We start from the raw sequence: 16,833 nt of genomic DNA, 5'->3' as shown, positions 1-16,833 counted from the left end.
AAATTGCTTTAAGATGATCTTGTATCATTTTAAGGCAATTTTTATTTGTTCAGAAAAATTTAATCAAGTGATTTTTGGGTCCAGGCGGAGTTGGCCATTAAGAAATGTTTTTTGTACCAAATAAGCTTTTCCCAAAGTAATAGAATTAAAATCAAGAGGGCATAACTAATGTATAAATTTATTGATTTATGCACATATATATTTTTAAATCATAAATTATAAGTAGCTCTATACTAAATAATTTATTCGGAGGGGACTTCTATGTGTGGAATTGCAGGATGGATTAACTTAAAAGAGGATATCTCTAAAAATAGAGATGTGATTTTAAATATGACAAATACGTTAAAAGAAAGAGGACCTGACAATGAAGGATATTATTATTCAAAAAATGTACTATTAGGACATAGAAGACTGATAGTTGTGGATCCTTCTGGCGGTGCTCAGCCTATGTTAAAAAAGGTAAATGGTAAAAAATATATAATAGTATATAATGGAGAACTTTATAATACTGAGGATTTAAGAAAACTGCTTGTAGAACAGGGGTATTCTTTTGACTCCTATTCTGATACAGAAGTACTTATTACAAGCTATATACATTGGGGAATAGATTGTTTGAAATATATGAATGGCATATATGCTTTTGCAATATGGGATGAAAATGAAAAAAGGTTGTTTATGGCAAGAGACCCTTTGGGAGTAAAGCCGCTGTTTTATACAATAAAAAATAATTCCTTTATTTTCGGTTCAGAAATAAAGACAATTCTAGCCCATCCATTTATCCAACCCGTAGTTGACAGAGAAGGATTAACTGAAATATTTGCACTGGGGCCTGCAAGATCTCTCGGCGGAGGTGTATTTAAGAATATACATGAGATACCGCCGGCTAACTATCTTATATATAACAGAGACGGATTAAAACTAAAAGAATACTGGAAACCCCAGTGTAAAGTTCATAATGAAGACCCGGAAACTACAGCAGAGTATGTAAAAACACTTTTGGTGGATGCTATAAAAAGACAGCTTGTAGCTGATGTTCCTGTCTGCACATTTCTTTCAGGAGGACTTGATTCCAGTGCCATATCTGCTGTAGCAGCATCAGAATTTAAAAAGAAGGGAAAAGTTTTAAATACTTATTCCATTGATTATGAAGACAATGATAAATATTTTAAAGCAAATGATTTTGAACCTACTTCAGATAAGATCTGGGCTTTAAAGATGTCGGAGTATGTAAACAGTTGCCATCACGGAATTATAAATACCAGCAGGGATTTAGCTGATGCTCTGTATAATTCGGTGAAAGCCAGTGATCTTCCAGGTATGGCAGACATCGATTCCTCGCTGTATCTTTTTTGCAAAAGGATACGAGAAGACAATACGGTAGCACTGTCAGGAGAATGTGCAGATGAGATATTTGGAGGATATCCATGGTACAGAAGACCTGAAGATATCAATGCACAGACTTTTCCATGGTCAAAGTCTGTAAATTCCAGAAAGGAAATTTTATCAGATGAATTGAAATCTCTAAATCTAGATGAATACTTGAATGAACAGTATAAAGGTACTATAAAACAGGTTCCCCATCTGGATGGAGAGTCAAAGACAGAATATCGTATGAGAGAGTTGTTCTATTTAAATATAAAGTGGTTCATGATCACTTTATTAAATAGAAAAGATAGAATGAGCATGTCAAATAGTCTTGAAGTAAGGGTTCCTTTTGCAGATTATAGACTGGTGGAATATGCTTTCAATATACCTTCTGATATAAAATTTTATAAGGGAAGAGAAAAAGGGCTGCTTAGAAAAGCCCTGGAGGGAATTTTACCAGAAGATATTATCAAAAGGAAAAAGAGTCCTTACCCTAAAACCCATAATCCCCAATATACTAAAATAGTTCAGAAGTGGATGCAGGATATAATGGATGATAAAACTTCTCCTATACTTCCCCTTATAGATAAAGAGGCTGTGAAAACTTTAATAGAGACAGGAGGTTCTTCTTTTAAAGCTCCATGGTTCGGCCAGCTTATGAGAGGGCCTCAATTACTGGCTTATTTGATTCAGGTAAATGTATGGCTTAAAGAATATAAGGTTAAAATAGAGTTTTAATAAAAAATTACTGGTGTTTAACCAGTAATTTTTTATTATGACATTATTTTGAAAGCTTCCATATACAGGATATGCAAAGCATATCTTTGTTTAAACTGGCATATATACTGCCGTTCATTTTACTCATAAGGCTTTTGGCAATAGACAGGCCAAGGCCGGTGCTGCCAGAACTTCTAGAATTGTCAGCTTTGTAAAATCTATTGAATATAAGTTTGACATTGTATTTATTAAGGTTGTCAACTTTGTTTACTATATTTAATACGGCTGAATTTTCACCTTTGAATAAATTTATGGAAACACATTTTTGTGAATGTTTTATTATATTATTCAATAAATTATCAAGGACTCTTCTTATGGCAGCAGTATTTCCTATAACAAATATATTCTCATTGGATACTTTTATATGTGGTGTAATACTGTTTGCAGTAAAATTGTAATAGAAGTCAGCAAGTGATTCATATAAAATATTATTTATATTTAAAGCTTCAGTTTTTAATTCACATTCAGGAGATTCTACAATGGAAATTTCAAAAAAATCCTTTACTAAGACTTCCAATAAATTTGACTTTCTAAGTATTGTTTCAAGATATTCCCTTTGCTTTTCATCTAATGTTTTTGTGGAAAGCAGCATTTGAACATAACCTTTTATGGAAGTAAGAGGTGTGCGAAGATCATGTGATATATTGGCTATGGATTTTTTGAGATCCTCCTGGGAATTTTTCTGCATTAATTTTGCCTTTTTACTTATATTTATATGTTGATTTATGATAAGGGCCAGATTTTCAATGTCTCTATCCAAAAGTGTTATGTCCAATTTTTTATGAACTTTGTTATTATTGTAATCTTTAAGCTGTGTTGTAATGCTTCTTATTTGTGTTTTTATAGAAATTAGATATAACAGTAAGAATATAAGAAAAAATATTAATATATATATGAGCCAAATTATATGCAGCACATCCTTTCGTTATTTTATATCCTGATTTTTAAATATTATAATTCCAAGTGATACAAATATCAGGATAATAATACTACAAATTAATATTATATTTTTAATATCTGACAAAGATGGATTCAAGTTTCCAAGTCTTATAAGCATAAATGTAGGAGTATATTTGTCGAATTTAAAATTAATTAGAAATCCAGCTGCATTTATAAATAAGTATATCATTCCAAGGGCAATAACTATGGATTTATTTTTTAATATAGTTGCAAGACACATATAAACACTGGCTGTGGCCATAAAAATCAAATATATCAACAGGGTGTATTTAAACAGCTTTATAATCCTATAGAAGGAAATGAATTTTACCCACCCTAAAATCAATGCTATTGTTAATGGAGTAAACAATAGTAAAATGAGAAGTATAAAAATTGCCAGATAGATTATTACAACTTTAGATAAATATATTTTTAATCTGCTGTGTCCATAGGATAAGGTGTTTTTTATGGTGCCATAGCTATATTCATTGACAATAAAGGATCCTACAAGAAATAGTAACAATATTGTAAGTAGTACGCTAAACCCCAAAGAGGATTTGAAAAATTCCAAAGCGGTGGGAGTCAATATATTATTAAAACTGTTCACAATAAATCCAATGTCTTTATGTTCATATGTAAATGCAAATATCATAATTAAACCTGCATGGGAATGAAACAGTTTCAAAACAAGAAAAATTAAAATCAATGTGATGATAATTGAAATTTTAAAGGTTATATTGGATTTTAATTTAAATAACTCGAATTTCAATAAATTATACATTATTTTAAGCCCCCTATTAAATTCATAAAATAATCCTCCAGATTTTGACCTTTTGTCACTATCTGTTCAACTGTAATGTTTGACTTAGAAAGGGCATTGGATATTTTTCCCGGATTGTCTATATAATCGTATAGGGCTATGGTTTCATCAGCAAGTACACTGAAATTATCTGTATTAAGTTCTCTTTCAAGAATCACAACAGATTTTTGAATATCGTCTACTTTTATGTTTAAACTCCTTTTACATTTTTTATTTAAATCTTCAAGAGTCAATTCTTCTATAAGTTTTCCCTTATGAATTATTCCAAAGCAGCTGGCTAGTTGATATAGCTCTCCTAGAATATGACTGGAAATAAGTATGGTCATGTTTTTATCTTTATTAAGCTTTTTTAGTTTTTCCCTTATTTGCACAATTCCCATTGGATCAAGTCCATTTACAGGTTCGTCAAGTATCAAAAGTTCAGGATCTCCCATTAGAGCTATGGCAAGACCGAGTTTTTGCTTCATACCCATTGAGAAGTTTTTTACTTTCTTTTTGCCGCAGTTTGAAAGGTCTACAAATTCTAAAAGTTTTTCGGTGGATTTTTTGCCGGGTACGCCCTTTTGTATTCTGCAGGCTTCTAAATTTTCATAAGCAGACATGTCAGGATAAAGTGCAGGGGACTCAATTAGAGCTCCAATTCTCTTTCTGAAATTATTTATCTTGTTTTTAGAATCAAATCCAAACAAATTTATTTTTCCGGAGGTAGGTTTTGAAAGTCCTGTAAGTATACGCATAGTTGTACTTTTGCCAGCTCCATTTTTCCCTATAAATCCATAAATTTCACCCCTTTTAATGTTTAAATTTAAGTTGTTCACCACTAAATTATCCTTATACTTTTTACTTAGATCTATGGTTTTTACAATATAATCTGTCATAGTGTTACCCCTCTCTCTATGGAATATATAAATTTTAGAACTTTATGGATAAGCAACGGTAAAGAAAAGGTTAATTAAGTGTAAAGATTAAACATGAAGTTTATACCCAATACCCCATATAGTTTGTATATATTCATGGAGCGGTTTTGCACTATGAATTTTATTTCTTAAATTGCTTATGTGGACTTTTATTGTATTATCATCGCATAGATAATTTTCTCCCCAGACTGTTTCAAAAATATTTGTCTTTGTAAAAACCTTTTTAGGGTAAGATATTAGAAGTTGTAAAATATCAAATTCTCTTGTGGTTAAATTCAGGGGAATTTCGTTTACAAACACTTCTCTTGTATCCTTGTTTAAAGAAATCTCTTCATAGGTCAACAGAAGATTGTTTTCTTTGGAAAAATTTTTATACCTTCGCAGATTGACATCAATTCTAGCGGAAACCTCATTTATATCAAAAGGCTTGGTTATATAATCATCTGCACCTGTTCTAAGAGTCTGGATCTTAGTGTCCATATCTTCTTTGGCTGAAATTATGATTACAGGCATTTTTCTAGTTGCCCTGATTCTTTTTAGTATTTCTTCACCGGGTAATCCTGGAAGCATCAAATCGAGAATAATCATATCCCAATAATCATCTTTTATATTTAGTATAGCTTCAGTTCCGGAGTATGCTGAAACTGTATTGTATCCGCAATTTTTTAACATATCACAGAGTAGTTTGTTTATATCAGCATCATCTTCCACTATCAATATTTTTATGGATTCTTTCATAAATTATCACCTTTCTATAAATTATATTATTATAGTAGAATAAATTTAAAATCAAATCAATGATGAGAAAATCAAAAAAATTTACCAATAGGGTTTGAATTTTTGAAAGTATAGTGTATAATTAATATCAATAAATAATAATTATCAAATTGGGGGTATGTAAAATGAGTAAGGATTTTTATAGTGCAGTAAAACATAGAAGAACTATTTATGGTATAAATAAAGAGAAGGTTGTTTCAGATGATAGAATAATAGAAGTGGTAAATGAGGCTGTGAAAAATGCTCCATCGGCATTTAATTCTCAAAGTGCAAGAGTAGTGATTTTATTAGGTGAAAACCACGATAAATTATGGGATATTACAGAGGCAGAACTTAAAAAGATAGTTCCAGAGGAAAGCTTTTCAAAAACGGCAGAAAAAATCAATTCCTTCCGAAGGGGATATGGATCCATTTTATTCTTTGAGGATGAAGATGTTGTATGGGAGTTTCAAAAAAACTTTCCCACTTATAAAGATAATTTTCCTGTGTGGTCACAGCAGGGTTCTGGAATCCTTCAATATATAATATGGACTTCATTGGAATTAGAAGGTTTTGGGGCTTCTCTTCAGCACTACAATCCTCTCATAGATGAAGAAGTGAAAAAAACATATAACATACCTGATAATTGGAAGTTAATTGCACAGCTTGCTTTTGGAAACCCGACTTCAGAAGCTGGAGAAAAAGAAATCAAGCCATTAGAGGATAGAATAAGAGTATTTAAGTAAACATAAAAGCAGCTGTTTTAAAATAAAATGGGGAAACACATCTGGATTTGATTCACACAAAAATCCAGAGGTGTTCCCCGTTATTTTTATACTTATACGATTTCATTAGCCTTATTTTATTCCATGACCATTGCTTGGGTCACTGGATAGGTTATTTCAAGACTGCATATGGAGAGCATTTCTTATGGGCAAACTTAACTGCACTTAACAATCATTTGATCTGTACAGCTTTTTTTAATACGGCATTCATGCTTCCTGTTTTGTATCCTAAAATATCTAAAGTAACATAAGTAAATCCTAGTTCCTTTAATTTTTTCCCCACTTTATTCATCATATCTAAATTAAAAAATTTAATTCTTTCTTCTGGAGCAACTTCAATTCTTGCAATTTCTCCATGATGTCTTACTCGAACCTGTTTAAAATCCAAATCCAATAAAAACTGTTCTGCATCTTCTACCATTTTTAATTTTTTACTGTTTATTTCATTTCCATAGGGAAATCTTGATGATAAACATGCAAAAGAGGGTTTATTCCAGGTTGGTAAGGACATTCCTTTAGAATAGGTCCTGATATCTTCTTTAGTTAATTTTGCTTCTTTTAGTGGACTTAATACACCTAATTCCCTTGCAGCTTTCATTCCAGGTCTATAATCGCCAATGTCATCAAAATTGGAGCCGTCTAAAAGAAATTTTATACCATTTTCTTCTGCAACTTTTTTTAATTTTGAATATAATTCTTTCTTACAATAATAACATCTGTTAACAGGATTTTGGGAATAACCTTTGATGTCAAGTTCTTCTGATGGGATAATTATATGCCGTACTCCTATGGATTTTGCATATTTTTTAGCTTCATTCAGTTCTCTCTTGGGGTATGTAGATGAAGTTGCAGTTACAGCAAGGACTTTATCCTGAAGCACATCATGTGCCACCTTCAATAAAAATGTACTGTCCACTCCGCCAGAAAATGCTATTAATACGCTTTCAAGTGATTTAAGATTTTCTTTTAATGTTTTTAATTTTGTATTCATAATCAACCTCTACTTTATAACTATTTTTATTTATATTTATTATAACATAATACTTCACTTTTCGAGCTTATAGTCTGTAAATTTTAATTGGAAAGGATCTGATTTTTAATAATTAATGTGCTAAAATGAATTATAAATAATTTATTTTAGGGGGCTGTTTATGAAAAACATAAATTTTGAAGCAGATTTTGACATAAAATATGCAAAATTAGCTTTAGATTCAATTTCTATTTATAGAAATTTACTTCAGGATAAGGTAATAGGTAGTTTGAAAAATTTTCTCGATTATATTGACCAGGGGGAAGTCAATATGGAATCTATTGCTAATTTGTATAACTGTTTTTTCTCTAATTTGACTGAAAGCGGGTACTCTTCTTTAAAAAATTATATTATTGATAAGATAATTTTTAGTGAAAATTATTTTTCATTAAGTTCTGAGAAGGGAAATTTTAAAGGAAATGAAAATATAATTAAGGACGCAGCGGCTAAGGATCTGGAAAAATTTCAGTGTGTTGCAGAATTAAGTTTTTTTAACATAAGGGGTCAATTATTAAAGTGTTTTGACAAGGATTTATTTAGAAAGATAATTGAGGGATTTCCTAAATTGGAAATGAAAGATGATTTTAAAGAAGAAAATTATCCAGGACATATAAGTCCAATAGAAAAGAGTTTTCATTACAGCAGCAAATGGAGTAAATGTATTGATGATCTTGCAAAATTTCATAATATTTACGGATGTGGCATATTTGCAAATTATAGGGCCTTTGTCTGGGAACATATTGATGGTAAAGGATGTTTCAAGGGAATTGAAGATCCAGATCCTATTGAACTTTCAGATCTTATTGGCTATGAAAAGGAACATTTAATAGTAGAGGAAAATACAGTACAATTTTTAAAGGGGTTTCCAGCCAATAATGTGTTGATTCACGGCGATAGAGGGACAGGTAAATCTTCCACAGTTAAGGCCATCCTTAATAAATATTATACTAGGGGGCTTCGTATGGTTGAACTGCCTAAAGTATACCTGGAGGATTTCCCGGATATAATAAGAAAATTGAAAAGCAAACCGCAGAAATTTATCATATTTGTGGACGATTTAGTTTTTTCAGATAATGAGGAAAGTTACACTGCACTTAAATCAATGCTGGAAGGAGGATTTGAAAATAAATCATCCAATATATTGATATATGCCACTTCCAATAGGAGACATCTTGTAAAAGAGTATTTTAGTGAAAGAGGAACTTCTGGTTTTGATGAAGAAGTTCATAGAGAGGACAGCGTACAGGAGAAGCTCTCATTGGCAGATAGATTTGGAATAAATGTGGTATTTATATCTCCAGACAAAGTTAAGTATTTACAGATTGTACAGGGTATCGCTAAAAAAAGAAAATTAAATATTGATAGAGAAAAACTTTATAGTGAGGCACTTAAATGGGAACGCTGGTATAATGGACGTTCTGCAAGGACTGCAAGACAATTTGTGGATTGGATAGAAGGGTGCCAGGAAAAATTTTGCAATAATAAGTAAACAGTTAAAAGTTAAAAGTAAATAAAGGTTTTGGGCACTTATTGAGAATCAGCCAGTAATTTTAACTTGCAATTCATAACTTTTAACTTTTAACTATAGTTGTTCTAGTTAATTGAAAACAATAGTGGCAGAAAAGTTTATGCAATATTTTTCTGCCATTTTTACAGGATGATATGATTTCTTGGCCTTTCTAAGGCCGGGAATACCTAAGTCCTGTTCTCTGTTAATATATTTAACAGCAGATAGGTAATTTTCTACAAAGGTTTTATTTACAAAAGTATATATTCCTCTTATGGAAGAGGCACCTTTCTCTATATGTATAATTCCCATATGGTCATTGATTTGTTCCCCTATTGTAAAGGCAGCTATTCTATCTTCTACATATACTGCCATTGCCTCCAAATTCAAAAGTTTCATATTGTTTATGATTTCCCTGGTGCCGTCTAACTCGTATTCTAAATATTTGTCCCCATTATTTTTTCCCTTATACCAGTTTTCAGCGGCATTTTCAATATCTGATTTCACATTTGGCTCAGAAAAATCTTTAATTTCATAGTCATAAGTTTTTGTAAAATAATTATAATGATTTTTTTTGGAATGAAGTTTTTTCCCGGATAAAGTAATCAGCTTTTCAGTTGTATAAATGTAGTCAAAATTATCTATGTCAGCTTTTACACTAATATTATCACCATAAATTTCTTTTAAATCATTTAAGAACTTTTCTTCAGCATCCTTGAATAGATAGACCATGGGATGTTTTCCCTTGTATCTGAGCAGTTCTTCTATTATAGATTTTAGATTCTTTTCAGTATAGCCTATGGGCTGCATGAAATGATAATTCCCTTTAAAATCTCTTTTCTTTATAATAAGGGCATTGTTATAAATGGTATATTTAATATCACAGCCTTTTCTCCATATGATAAGGTTTGTAAAAGAATATTCACAGGTATCAAAATTGTAGTGATTTAAGTATTTATCAAAAATAATTTTATCATCTATAGTAATAGGTTTAAATATAAGCATAAAAATTCACAGTTTAATAAATAGTACACGTATAAAATTGTGCAATACTTATTATTTACTGAGAGTACCTCCCTTGTTATTTTATAGTGGCTTCCCATTCAGATCTTAGTATTCCGTAAAGATACATGTCATATCTGGTTCCATCTCTGTAAATAAATTCTCTATAGGTTCCTTCTTTTTTAAAGCCTGATTTTTCATAAAGCCTTATGGCAGGTTTGTTATAGGATAAAACGGTAAGTTGTATTTTGTGAAGGTTTAATTCTTCAAATCCAAATTCCAGGGTTAGATGCAAAGCCTCATTGCCAATTCCACAGCCCCTATAGTTTTTGTCGCCAATACCTATATATATTGTTGCAGTTCCATTATTCCATAATATATTTTCAAAACCTGTGATTCCTATTATTTTTTCATCTTCTATGGAATTTATTGCAAACATAAACTTATCATTGGATTCCCTTAAATTTTTCAATGTAAAATTTAATTCCTGACAGCTTCTTGGAAAAGCTGGTATCATATCAAAATTTCTTAAAAAGTATATATCATTATACCACTTCTCCAAATAGGTCAGGTGGGAATCTTTGAAGGCAGTAAGTTGTATCTTAGAGCCTTTCAACAAATTTTTAATCAAAACATAGATCACTCCTTGTAAAAAAAGTTAGAATTAAAAAATAATGGTTTTTTATACATAGTTATTATAACCTAATCCATATCTTATGTAAAATCCCATTAAAAATAAACTTTCTAGTATTAATCTTTTATATATTATAATATATTTTTGCTTACTATAATATAGAATGCATATAAACGCTGATAATATGTGAAACTTTTTTTATATTAAAAGAAAAGAAAAGTTCAGATGGAATACTTAATTATAATTTGGATTTATTGGAGGAATTTTTATGTCGGAAATAGTTGTTAAAGTTACAAGGGAACCTTTGGTTGAAAGTGTTCACAGAGCGGATATAGCAGTAGTAGGGAGCAATGGTAATCTTGTCTGCAGCCTGGGAGATGCACATAAATTTGCTTATATGCGTTCTGCTGCAAAACCAATACAGGCTTTAGAAGTTATATTGTCGGGAGCATCAGATAAATTTTCTTTTACGGATGAAGAAATATCCATAATGTGTGGTTCCCACTATGGAGAAGAATTTCATAGGAAAACTGTAGAAAAAATATTAGAAAAATTAGGACTTAATGTGGATAATTTATTATGTGGTTCTACATTATCTTTAAATGAAGAATATTCTAAAAGGCTTTTATGGAATCATGCAAAATTGAATCCTGCTTATACGGATTGTTCCGGAAAGCATGCGGGAATACTTTCCGTATGTGTATTAAAGGGATACAGCCTGCAAGATTATAATTTGCCTGAACATCCTGTTCAAAAAGAAATTAAAGGGATAATCTCTGAAGTCTGTTCCATAAGGAAAGAAAATATAATTATAGGAACAGATGGATGTACTGTGCCTGTATTCGGGATGCCTTTATATAATATGGCGCTGGGTTTTTCAAAAATGGCTAATACTGAGTGGCTTCCTAAAGATTATAGAAAGGCTGCAGATAGAATATTTAATGCTGTAAATAATGCACCTGAAATGATAGCAGGTACTAATGGATTCTGTACTGAAGTTATTAAAAACACTAACAATAAGATCCTTGGAAAGTTTGGAGCAGAAGGTATATATTGTATTGGAATTAAAGGTATGAATTTAGGAGTAGCGATTAAAATAGAAGATGGCAGCACTAGAGCAATATGGCCTACAGTTGTTAAATGTCTGGAAGATTTAAATGTTTTAAACCAAAATGAAAAAAATGCATTGAATAAATATAGATATGGGAAAAATTTAAACAATGTGGGAGAAAAAATAGGGGAGATATTTCCTGATTTCAGCTTAAAGAAGAATTTCTGAAGTATCTGTATTTACAGCCTGCAATGAAAGTATCCAGGGGAACAGCTGGGCTGCTTATAGGTTATTATGCTTGCAGAACTGTATTTTGTATATTTGGTATGGCATTTAATGTGTTCAGAATGCTGAAAAATAAGAAGTCGTTATAATTTATACAGCCTAAGTTTTAGAACTTAGGCTGTATAAGTATATGTATTTAAAGGTCATTCTGACAATTCTGTTAGCTTATTTGTCAATGTAGTCAGACTATTTATTGAAGCATCCAGTTCCTGTATTTGAGATAGTTGATTTTTAAAGGTATCAGCTGTAGATGAAATTCCCTGGGAAATATTATTTACAGATTTTTTTATTTCAGTTAATGTTGAGTTTATCTCATTTATGGATGTACTGCTTGAATTGGATAATTTTCTTATTTCATTTGCCACTACCGAAAATCCTTTTCCATGTTCTCCAGCTCTTGAAGCTTCTATAGCTGCATTTAAACCAAGCAGATTGGTTTGAGAAGCTATATTTTTTATAAAGTTTAATACCTCATCAGTGTTTTCTGAATTATTTAAGGCATCCCTTACCTCATTTAATATATCATCATTGAATTTTGCAGCATTTTCTATTCCAGAAGATAGTATGCCTGAAGCTTTTGAAATATTTTCTATGGAGTCTGACAATATTTTAGACACTTCTATAAATTCATAATGTCTTTTTGCGCTTTTCGCAAGGACTATACTTCCCAGTATTTTACCATCTTCCTCTACAGGTATGCCTATGGCTTTTAATTCTAATCCGAAGGTTTCCTTGGGGACCATGATTGAAACGGGTTTTCTAGCTTTTATACATTCATAGGCAGCTCCAGTTGGTCTTAGGGGATCACCTGCTTTTGCATTCATGTTTATATTTTTGCTGTTTACAACTTTTATAAAATGAGTTGTATTTGACATGGTAAAAGCTATTTCATCATCAAAAAAATATTGCATATAGGGTATTAAAGTGTTAAAGGCTTGCTGAAGTTTATTTTCAATTTTAATTTTTTCCATGATATTCCTCCGAAATTTTAATAATATTATTACATACAATTATACAATAACATAAATTAAAGGATTTTTTAATTATTTTTAAAAAATAAAAGTAACATTTGCTGGTCTGATTAATATTATAAAAGTATAGAACACATGATGAAAAAAAAGAGTACCTAATAATATATAATTATTAAAGATAATAAGGAGGGATCTTTATGTCACGCAAAGGTTGTGGTTGTGGTAATAGTGGAAGTGGAAAAGAAGTACTGGTTATAATAATAATCTTAATATTGTGCTGTGGTATTGATTGTGGTAATTTGGGAGGAAGATGCTAGATAGAAACTGTTGTTATGCAAAAGTAAAATATATCTAGTAAACAAGCATTTAACTTTTTATTGAATATGATGCTTTTAATTTTAAGAATTCTGAGCAATTAATAGCAGAGCAGAACAAAAGATAAGAAATTAAGATAACTTAAAATTATATATTTATAATTTGAGATAATAAGGAGGGATCTTTATGTCACACAGATGTGATGATGATAGACGCGGAAGCAGTTCAATAATAATAATAATAATAATATTATTATTATGTGGTGGATGTGGAAGGAGAATATGTTAGAATAAACAAAAAGGAAACGAAATTTTTCGTTTCCTTTTCTTTTAAAATAATAAATTTTCCAGGGTGTCTACATTTTTTATCAGTATGTAGTTCCTGCCAAAATCTATCAGCCTTTCTTTTTTCATATGTGCAAGTTCTCTTGAAAGCGATGGCCGTGGAATCCCAAGCTGTTCAGCCATTTCTTTTCTGGTGTAATTTAGTATTAGTTTCAGTTTTTTTTGATGGGTATATTCATCTAAAACATAAGAAATAATTTTTTGGCGTATTGTTTCATAAGATATATTCTTAAGCTTTTTATTTAGCATGAGTATCTTATCAGACAAGAGAGTCATAAAGTTATTTAAAAATAAGGGAAATAGATTGCAGAGTTTTAATATATTTTCTTTAGATATAAATATTATAGATGCATCACTTGATGCAATTATAGTGGCAGGATAGGTGTTCCTGTTGGAGAATATTATGACCTCCCCAAATATATCGCTTCTTTTTAAACTGCTTATAGTAATGGCCTTCCCCGAGGAAAATATTTTTTGCACCTCCACAGTTCCACTTATGACTATTCCTATTTTTGAACAGTCTGATTCCTCAATAGCTATGATTTCTCCCTTTGAATAGTGCATTGAGGTGTAATTTATTTTTTCAAGAAAATTTTTGATATTATCTTTTGAAAAGTTTTTCATTAGTATGCAGTTACTAAATACATCAGCAATATTCTCCATGATTTTCTCCAATCTATTCAATATTAAATTATAATTACAATGGTAACATAAGGTACAGATTATATAATTTTATTTTATTATAATATAGACATAAAAACAAGGGAGGAATTTGAATGAAAAGAAAAATTATTGATATAGATGAGAAAAAATGCAATGGATGTGGTTTGTGTGTAAATGCCTGCCACGAGAATGCCATAGAATTGCTAAATGGAAAAGCTCAGCTTATAAGCGATGAATACTGTGATGGACTTGGAGATTGTCTCCCTGAGTGTCCTGAAGGTGCAATAAATATAATTGAAAGGGAAAGTAAAGATTATGATAAGAAATTAGTTATAGAAAGAAAAAAGGAAAAAGACAAGCATAATTTTAAAATTTCTATACCCTGCGGATGTCCTGGAACAGCAGCTAGAAGTATAGACAGGACATCAGGCTCAAAAGTCCATAGGAAGGTTAATGATAATGGTGAAGAAAATGGCAGTGTTATATCAGAACTTAGGCAGTGGCCAGTTCAATTGAAGCTTATAAATCCTAAGGCAGCTTATTTAAAAAATGCAAATCTTCTGGTAGCAGCTGATTGTACGGCTTATGCCTACGCAAATTTCCATGAAGATTTTATTAAAGATCATATTGTGGTAATAGGATGTCCAAAATTGGATGACATAAGCTGCTATGAAGAAAAACTTATAGAAATTATAAAAAATACCAATTTAAAAAGTATAACTGTAGTGAGAATGGAAGTACCATGCTGTGGTGGAATTGTAAATGCAGTGAAAAATTCTATGCTGAAATCCGGAATTATAGTTCCTTACAAGGAGGTTGTAATATCCACTGAAGGAGAGAGCATAAGTGAGTAGTTAGGTTAAAATACATTATGAGTATATCTATAATATTATAGGTGTTATAAAAAAATGAAATATGTAATCTAATTGAAATATATAGAAAAGTATCCAGATGTAATATATAATTAAAGTGAATAGAAAATAAATTTTAATTATAAGATAAGCTGGATGAATTTTTCGGGAGATTAAGTAGAAGTTTAAACAATATATAAAATTTCTTTGAAGAACTACTTAACTATAGAATATCATTCTATAGTATCCTTAAATGGATAGCCGAAGGAGTAAGTATTATTTCTCTTAAATAATATGAATCTCTCAGGTCAAAGGACCGAAAAAGGACAAAACTCTGGAAAGCTTTTGGCACCGACGGAGTAAATCTCTCAGGTAAAAAGGACAGGGTAAAAGAGAATTCTTTTACCCTGTCCTTTAATTTTATTTGAATTTGATTGAAAATTTTGAAAGGGAGAAGGAATATGATAGAACCTATAATAGTGATTACCAATAATCCCATGTGTAAAAAACAGTTAACAAATAAATATAAAATAGACTTTATAGAAGGCACTGTTATGCAGGTATTGAAAAGAGCAAGAAATTATATACATGGAAATCATAAATTATTAACTCATCCGCTTATGGGCAGCATAAAACCCAATGAGACTCCATATAGAACTATCATAATAACTGAAAAAACTGAAGATACTGTAGATATTAGTTCTTTGAATTATATAGAAAGGGGGATTCATACTACTGAAAAATTTTTTAGGGATTATGGTATTCCGCAATGGAATCAAAAAATATTGGATGATTTTTCTCTAATAGACTATGAGCTTGTAAAGTATAAACTTTAGAAGATGTACAACAGAAAAAATTGTTGTATTTTATCAATAATACAGGGAGGTATAAAATGGAACATATATATGATTGCATAATAATTGGCGGAGGACCGGCAGGATTATCTTCAGGACTTTATGCCGCCAGATCTAGAATGGACACTTTGCTTATAGAAAGGGCAAAATATGGAGGACAGATAACTACAACAGATGAGCTTGAAAATTATCCAGGATCCGTTGAAAATTGTACAGGAACCAATTTAAGTGAAAGGATGAAAAACCAGGCAGCAGGCTTTGGGGTGAAATTTGTTAAAGATGAGATAGCAGATGTGGATATAGATGGGGCAGTTAAGGTTTTAAAGAGCAAAAAAGATATTTACAGAGCTAGAACAATAATAATTGCCACAGGTGCAAATCCCAGGCTTTCAGGTTTTAAAAATGAAAAAAAATTGAGGGGCAGGGGGATTTCATATTGTGCAACTTGTGATGCGGATTTTTTTACAGATCTGGATGTAGCGGTAATAGGAGGAGGAGATTCAGCTATTACGGAGGCTATTTACCTTACAAAATTTGCAGAGAGTGTTACGGTTATACACAGAAGGGATGCATTAAGAGCAACAAAATCCCTGCAGGATAAGGCTTTCCATAATTCCAAAATAAAGTTCATATGGAATTCTACTGTGGAAGAAGCTGTAGGAGAGGAAATATTGGAGCAGTTGATCATAAAAAATAAAATTACAGGTGAGATTGGGAAATTAAAGGTAGATGGATGCTTTGTATTTGTAGGATATGATCCCATATCACAATTGTTTAAGGGAAAAGTAACTATGGATGAAAAGGATTACGTAATTACAGATGAGGATATGAGAACTGATATATCAGGTGTATTTGCAGCAGGAGATATAAGGAGAAAATCTTTAAGGCAGGTTATAACTGCAGCAGCGGATGGTGCCATTGCAGCAACTGCTGCTGAAGCTTATATAGAAAAAAATAAAATCTGAAT

General features: G+C 31.0%; 16 protein-coding genes and 1 riboswitch. Of the genes, 7 read left to right on the top strand and 9 right to left on the bottom strand.

What is annotated here, in order from left to right; translation table 11 throughout:
* Positions 1-261: 261 nt before the first annotated feature.
* Positions 262-2,103: an asparagine synthase (glutamine-hydrolyzing) gene (gene asnB / locus ACYUJ6_RS11400; protein ID WP_461842905.1), complete on the top strand. Its 1,842-nt coding sequence runs from the start codon at positions 262-264 to the stop codon at positions 2,101-2,103.
* A 43-nt stretch (positions 2,104-2,146) separates the two neighbouring features.
* Here the strand turns inward: asnB and ACYUJ6_RS11395 are convergent, their stop codons facing one another.
* From ACYUJ6_RS11395 to ACYUJ6_RS11380, 4 genes are all read right to left on the bottom strand, one after another.
* A complete protein-coding gene (locus ACYUJ6_RS11395; RefSeq protein ID WP_461842904.1) occupies positions 2,147-2,902 on the bottom strand; it encodes a sensor histidine kinase in 756 nt (251 codons plus the stop codon).
* Between the two features lie 165 nt (positions 2,903-3,067).
* Entirely contained in the window at positions 3,068-3,862 is a 795-nt protein-coding gene (locus ACYUJ6_RS11390; protein ID WP_461842903.1) for an ABC transporter permease subunit, read from the bottom strand.
* Positions 3,862-4,779 (bottom strand): ABC transporter ATP-binding protein, encoded by a 918-nt coding sequence (locus ACYUJ6_RS11385; protein ID WP_461842902.1) that lies wholly within the window; start codon positions 4,777-4,779, stop codon positions 3,862-3,864. Before ACYUJ6_RS11385 ends, ACYUJ6_RS11390 begins: the two co-directional genes overlap by 1 nt.
* Before the next feature lie 87 nt (positions 4,780-4,866).
* Entirely contained in the window at positions 4,867-5,556 is a 690-nt protein-coding gene (locus ACYUJ6_RS11380) for a response regulator transcription factor (RefSeq protein ID WP_461842901.1), read from the bottom strand.
* A 164-nt stretch (positions 5,557-5,720) separates the two neighbouring features.
* Here ACYUJ6_RS11380 and ACYUJ6_RS11375 point away from each other — a divergent pair, with 164 nt between their 5' ends.
* Complete coding sequence (locus ACYUJ6_RS11375; RefSeq protein ID WP_461842900.1) at positions 5,721-6,320, top strand: nitroreductase family protein; 600 nt, start codon at positions 5,721-5,723, stop codon at positions 6,318-6,320.
* Between the two features lie 211 nt (positions 6,321-6,531).
* Here the strand turns inward: ACYUJ6_RS11375 and larE are convergent, their stop codons facing one another.
* On the bottom strand, positions 6,532-7,350 hold the full coding sequence (gene larE / locus ACYUJ6_RS11370; protein ID WP_461842899.1) for an ATP-dependent sacrificial sulfur transferase LarE: 819 nt from the start codon (positions 7,348-7,350) through the stop codon (positions 6,532-6,534).
* Positions 7,351-7,510: 160 nt separating this feature from the next.
* Here larE and ACYUJ6_RS11365 point away from each other — a divergent pair, with 160 nt between their 5' ends.
* Complete coding sequence (locus ACYUJ6_RS11365) at positions 7,511-8,878, top strand: ATP-binding protein (RefSeq protein ID WP_461842898.1); 1,368 nt, start codon at positions 7,511-7,513, stop codon at positions 8,876-8,878.
* A 108-nt stretch (positions 8,879-8,986) separates the two neighbouring features.
* On the opposite strand, the gene ACYUJ6_RS11360 is transcribed toward ACYUJ6_RS11365, so the two are convergent.
* Together ACYUJ6_RS11360 and ACYUJ6_RS11355 are read right to left on the bottom strand one after the other, a co-directional pair.
* On the bottom strand, positions 8,987-9,901 hold the full coding sequence (locus ACYUJ6_RS11360) for a DUF2156 domain-containing protein (RefSeq protein WP_461842897.1): 915 nt from the start codon (positions 9,899-9,901) through the stop codon (positions 8,987-8,989).
* Between the two features lie 76 nt (positions 9,902-9,977).
* Positions 9,978-10,529 (bottom strand): GNAT family N-acetyltransferase, encoded by a 552-nt coding sequence (locus ACYUJ6_RS11355; RefSeq protein ID WP_461842896.1) that lies wholly within the window; start codon positions 10,527-10,529, stop codon positions 9,978-9,980.
* Positions 10,530-10,800: 271 nt separating this feature from the next.
* On the opposite strand from ACYUJ6_RS11355, the gene ACYUJ6_RS11350 reads away from it, so the two are divergent.
* On the top strand, positions 10,801-11,811 hold the full coding sequence (locus tag ACYUJ6_RS11350) for an asparaginase (protein ID WP_461842895.1): 1,011 nt from the start codon (positions 10,801-10,803) through the stop codon (positions 11,809-11,811).
* A gap of 200 nt (positions 11,812-12,011) precedes the next feature.
* Here the strand turns inward: ACYUJ6_RS11350 and ACYUJ6_RS11345 are convergent, their stop codons facing one another.
* Positions 12,012-12,839 (bottom strand): methyl-accepting chemotaxis protein, encoded by an 828-nt coding sequence (locus ACYUJ6_RS11345; RefSeq protein ID WP_461842894.1) that lies wholly within the window; start codon positions 12,837-12,839, stop codon positions 12,012-12,014.
* A 644-nt stretch (positions 12,840-13,483) separates the two neighbouring features.
* Positions 13,484-14,161: a Crp/Fnr family transcriptional regulator gene (locus tag ACYUJ6_RS11340; protein WP_461842893.1), complete on the bottom strand. Its 678-nt coding sequence runs from the start codon at positions 14,159-14,161 to the stop codon at positions 13,484-13,486.
* 113 nt (positions 14,162-14,274) lie between these two features.
* On the opposite strand from ACYUJ6_RS11340, the gene ACYUJ6_RS11335 reads away from it, so the two are divergent.
* From ACYUJ6_RS11335 to trxB, 3 genes are all read left to right on the top strand, one after another.
* Complete coding sequence (locus ACYUJ6_RS11335) at positions 14,275-15,015, top strand: ATP-binding protein (protein WP_461842892.1); 741 nt, start codon at positions 14,275-14,277, stop codon at positions 15,013-15,015.
* 225 nt (positions 15,016-15,240) lie between these two features.
* Positions 15,241-15,341: riboswitch (glycine riboswitch) on the top strand.
* A 132-nt stretch (positions 15,342-15,473) separates the two neighbouring features.
* Entirely contained in the window at positions 15,474-15,848 is a 375-nt protein-coding gene (locus tag ACYUJ6_RS11330; RefSeq protein ID WP_461842891.1) for a GrdX family protein, read from the top strand.
* Positions 15,849-15,904: 56 nt separating this feature from the next.
* Positions 15,905-16,831, top strand: a complete 927-nt coding sequence (gene trxB, locus ACYUJ6_RS11325) for a thioredoxin-disulfide reductase (protein WP_461842890.1) — start codon at positions 15,905-15,907, stop codon at positions 16,829-16,831.
* The last annotated feature ends 2 nt before the right edge of the window (positions 16,832-16,833 follow it).

It is taken from the genome of Clostridium sp. JNZ X4-2, from assembly GCF_054889485.1.
Note: the sequence above shows the minus strand (reverse complement) of the source record. Positions and strands in the feature narration are given on the sequence as shown.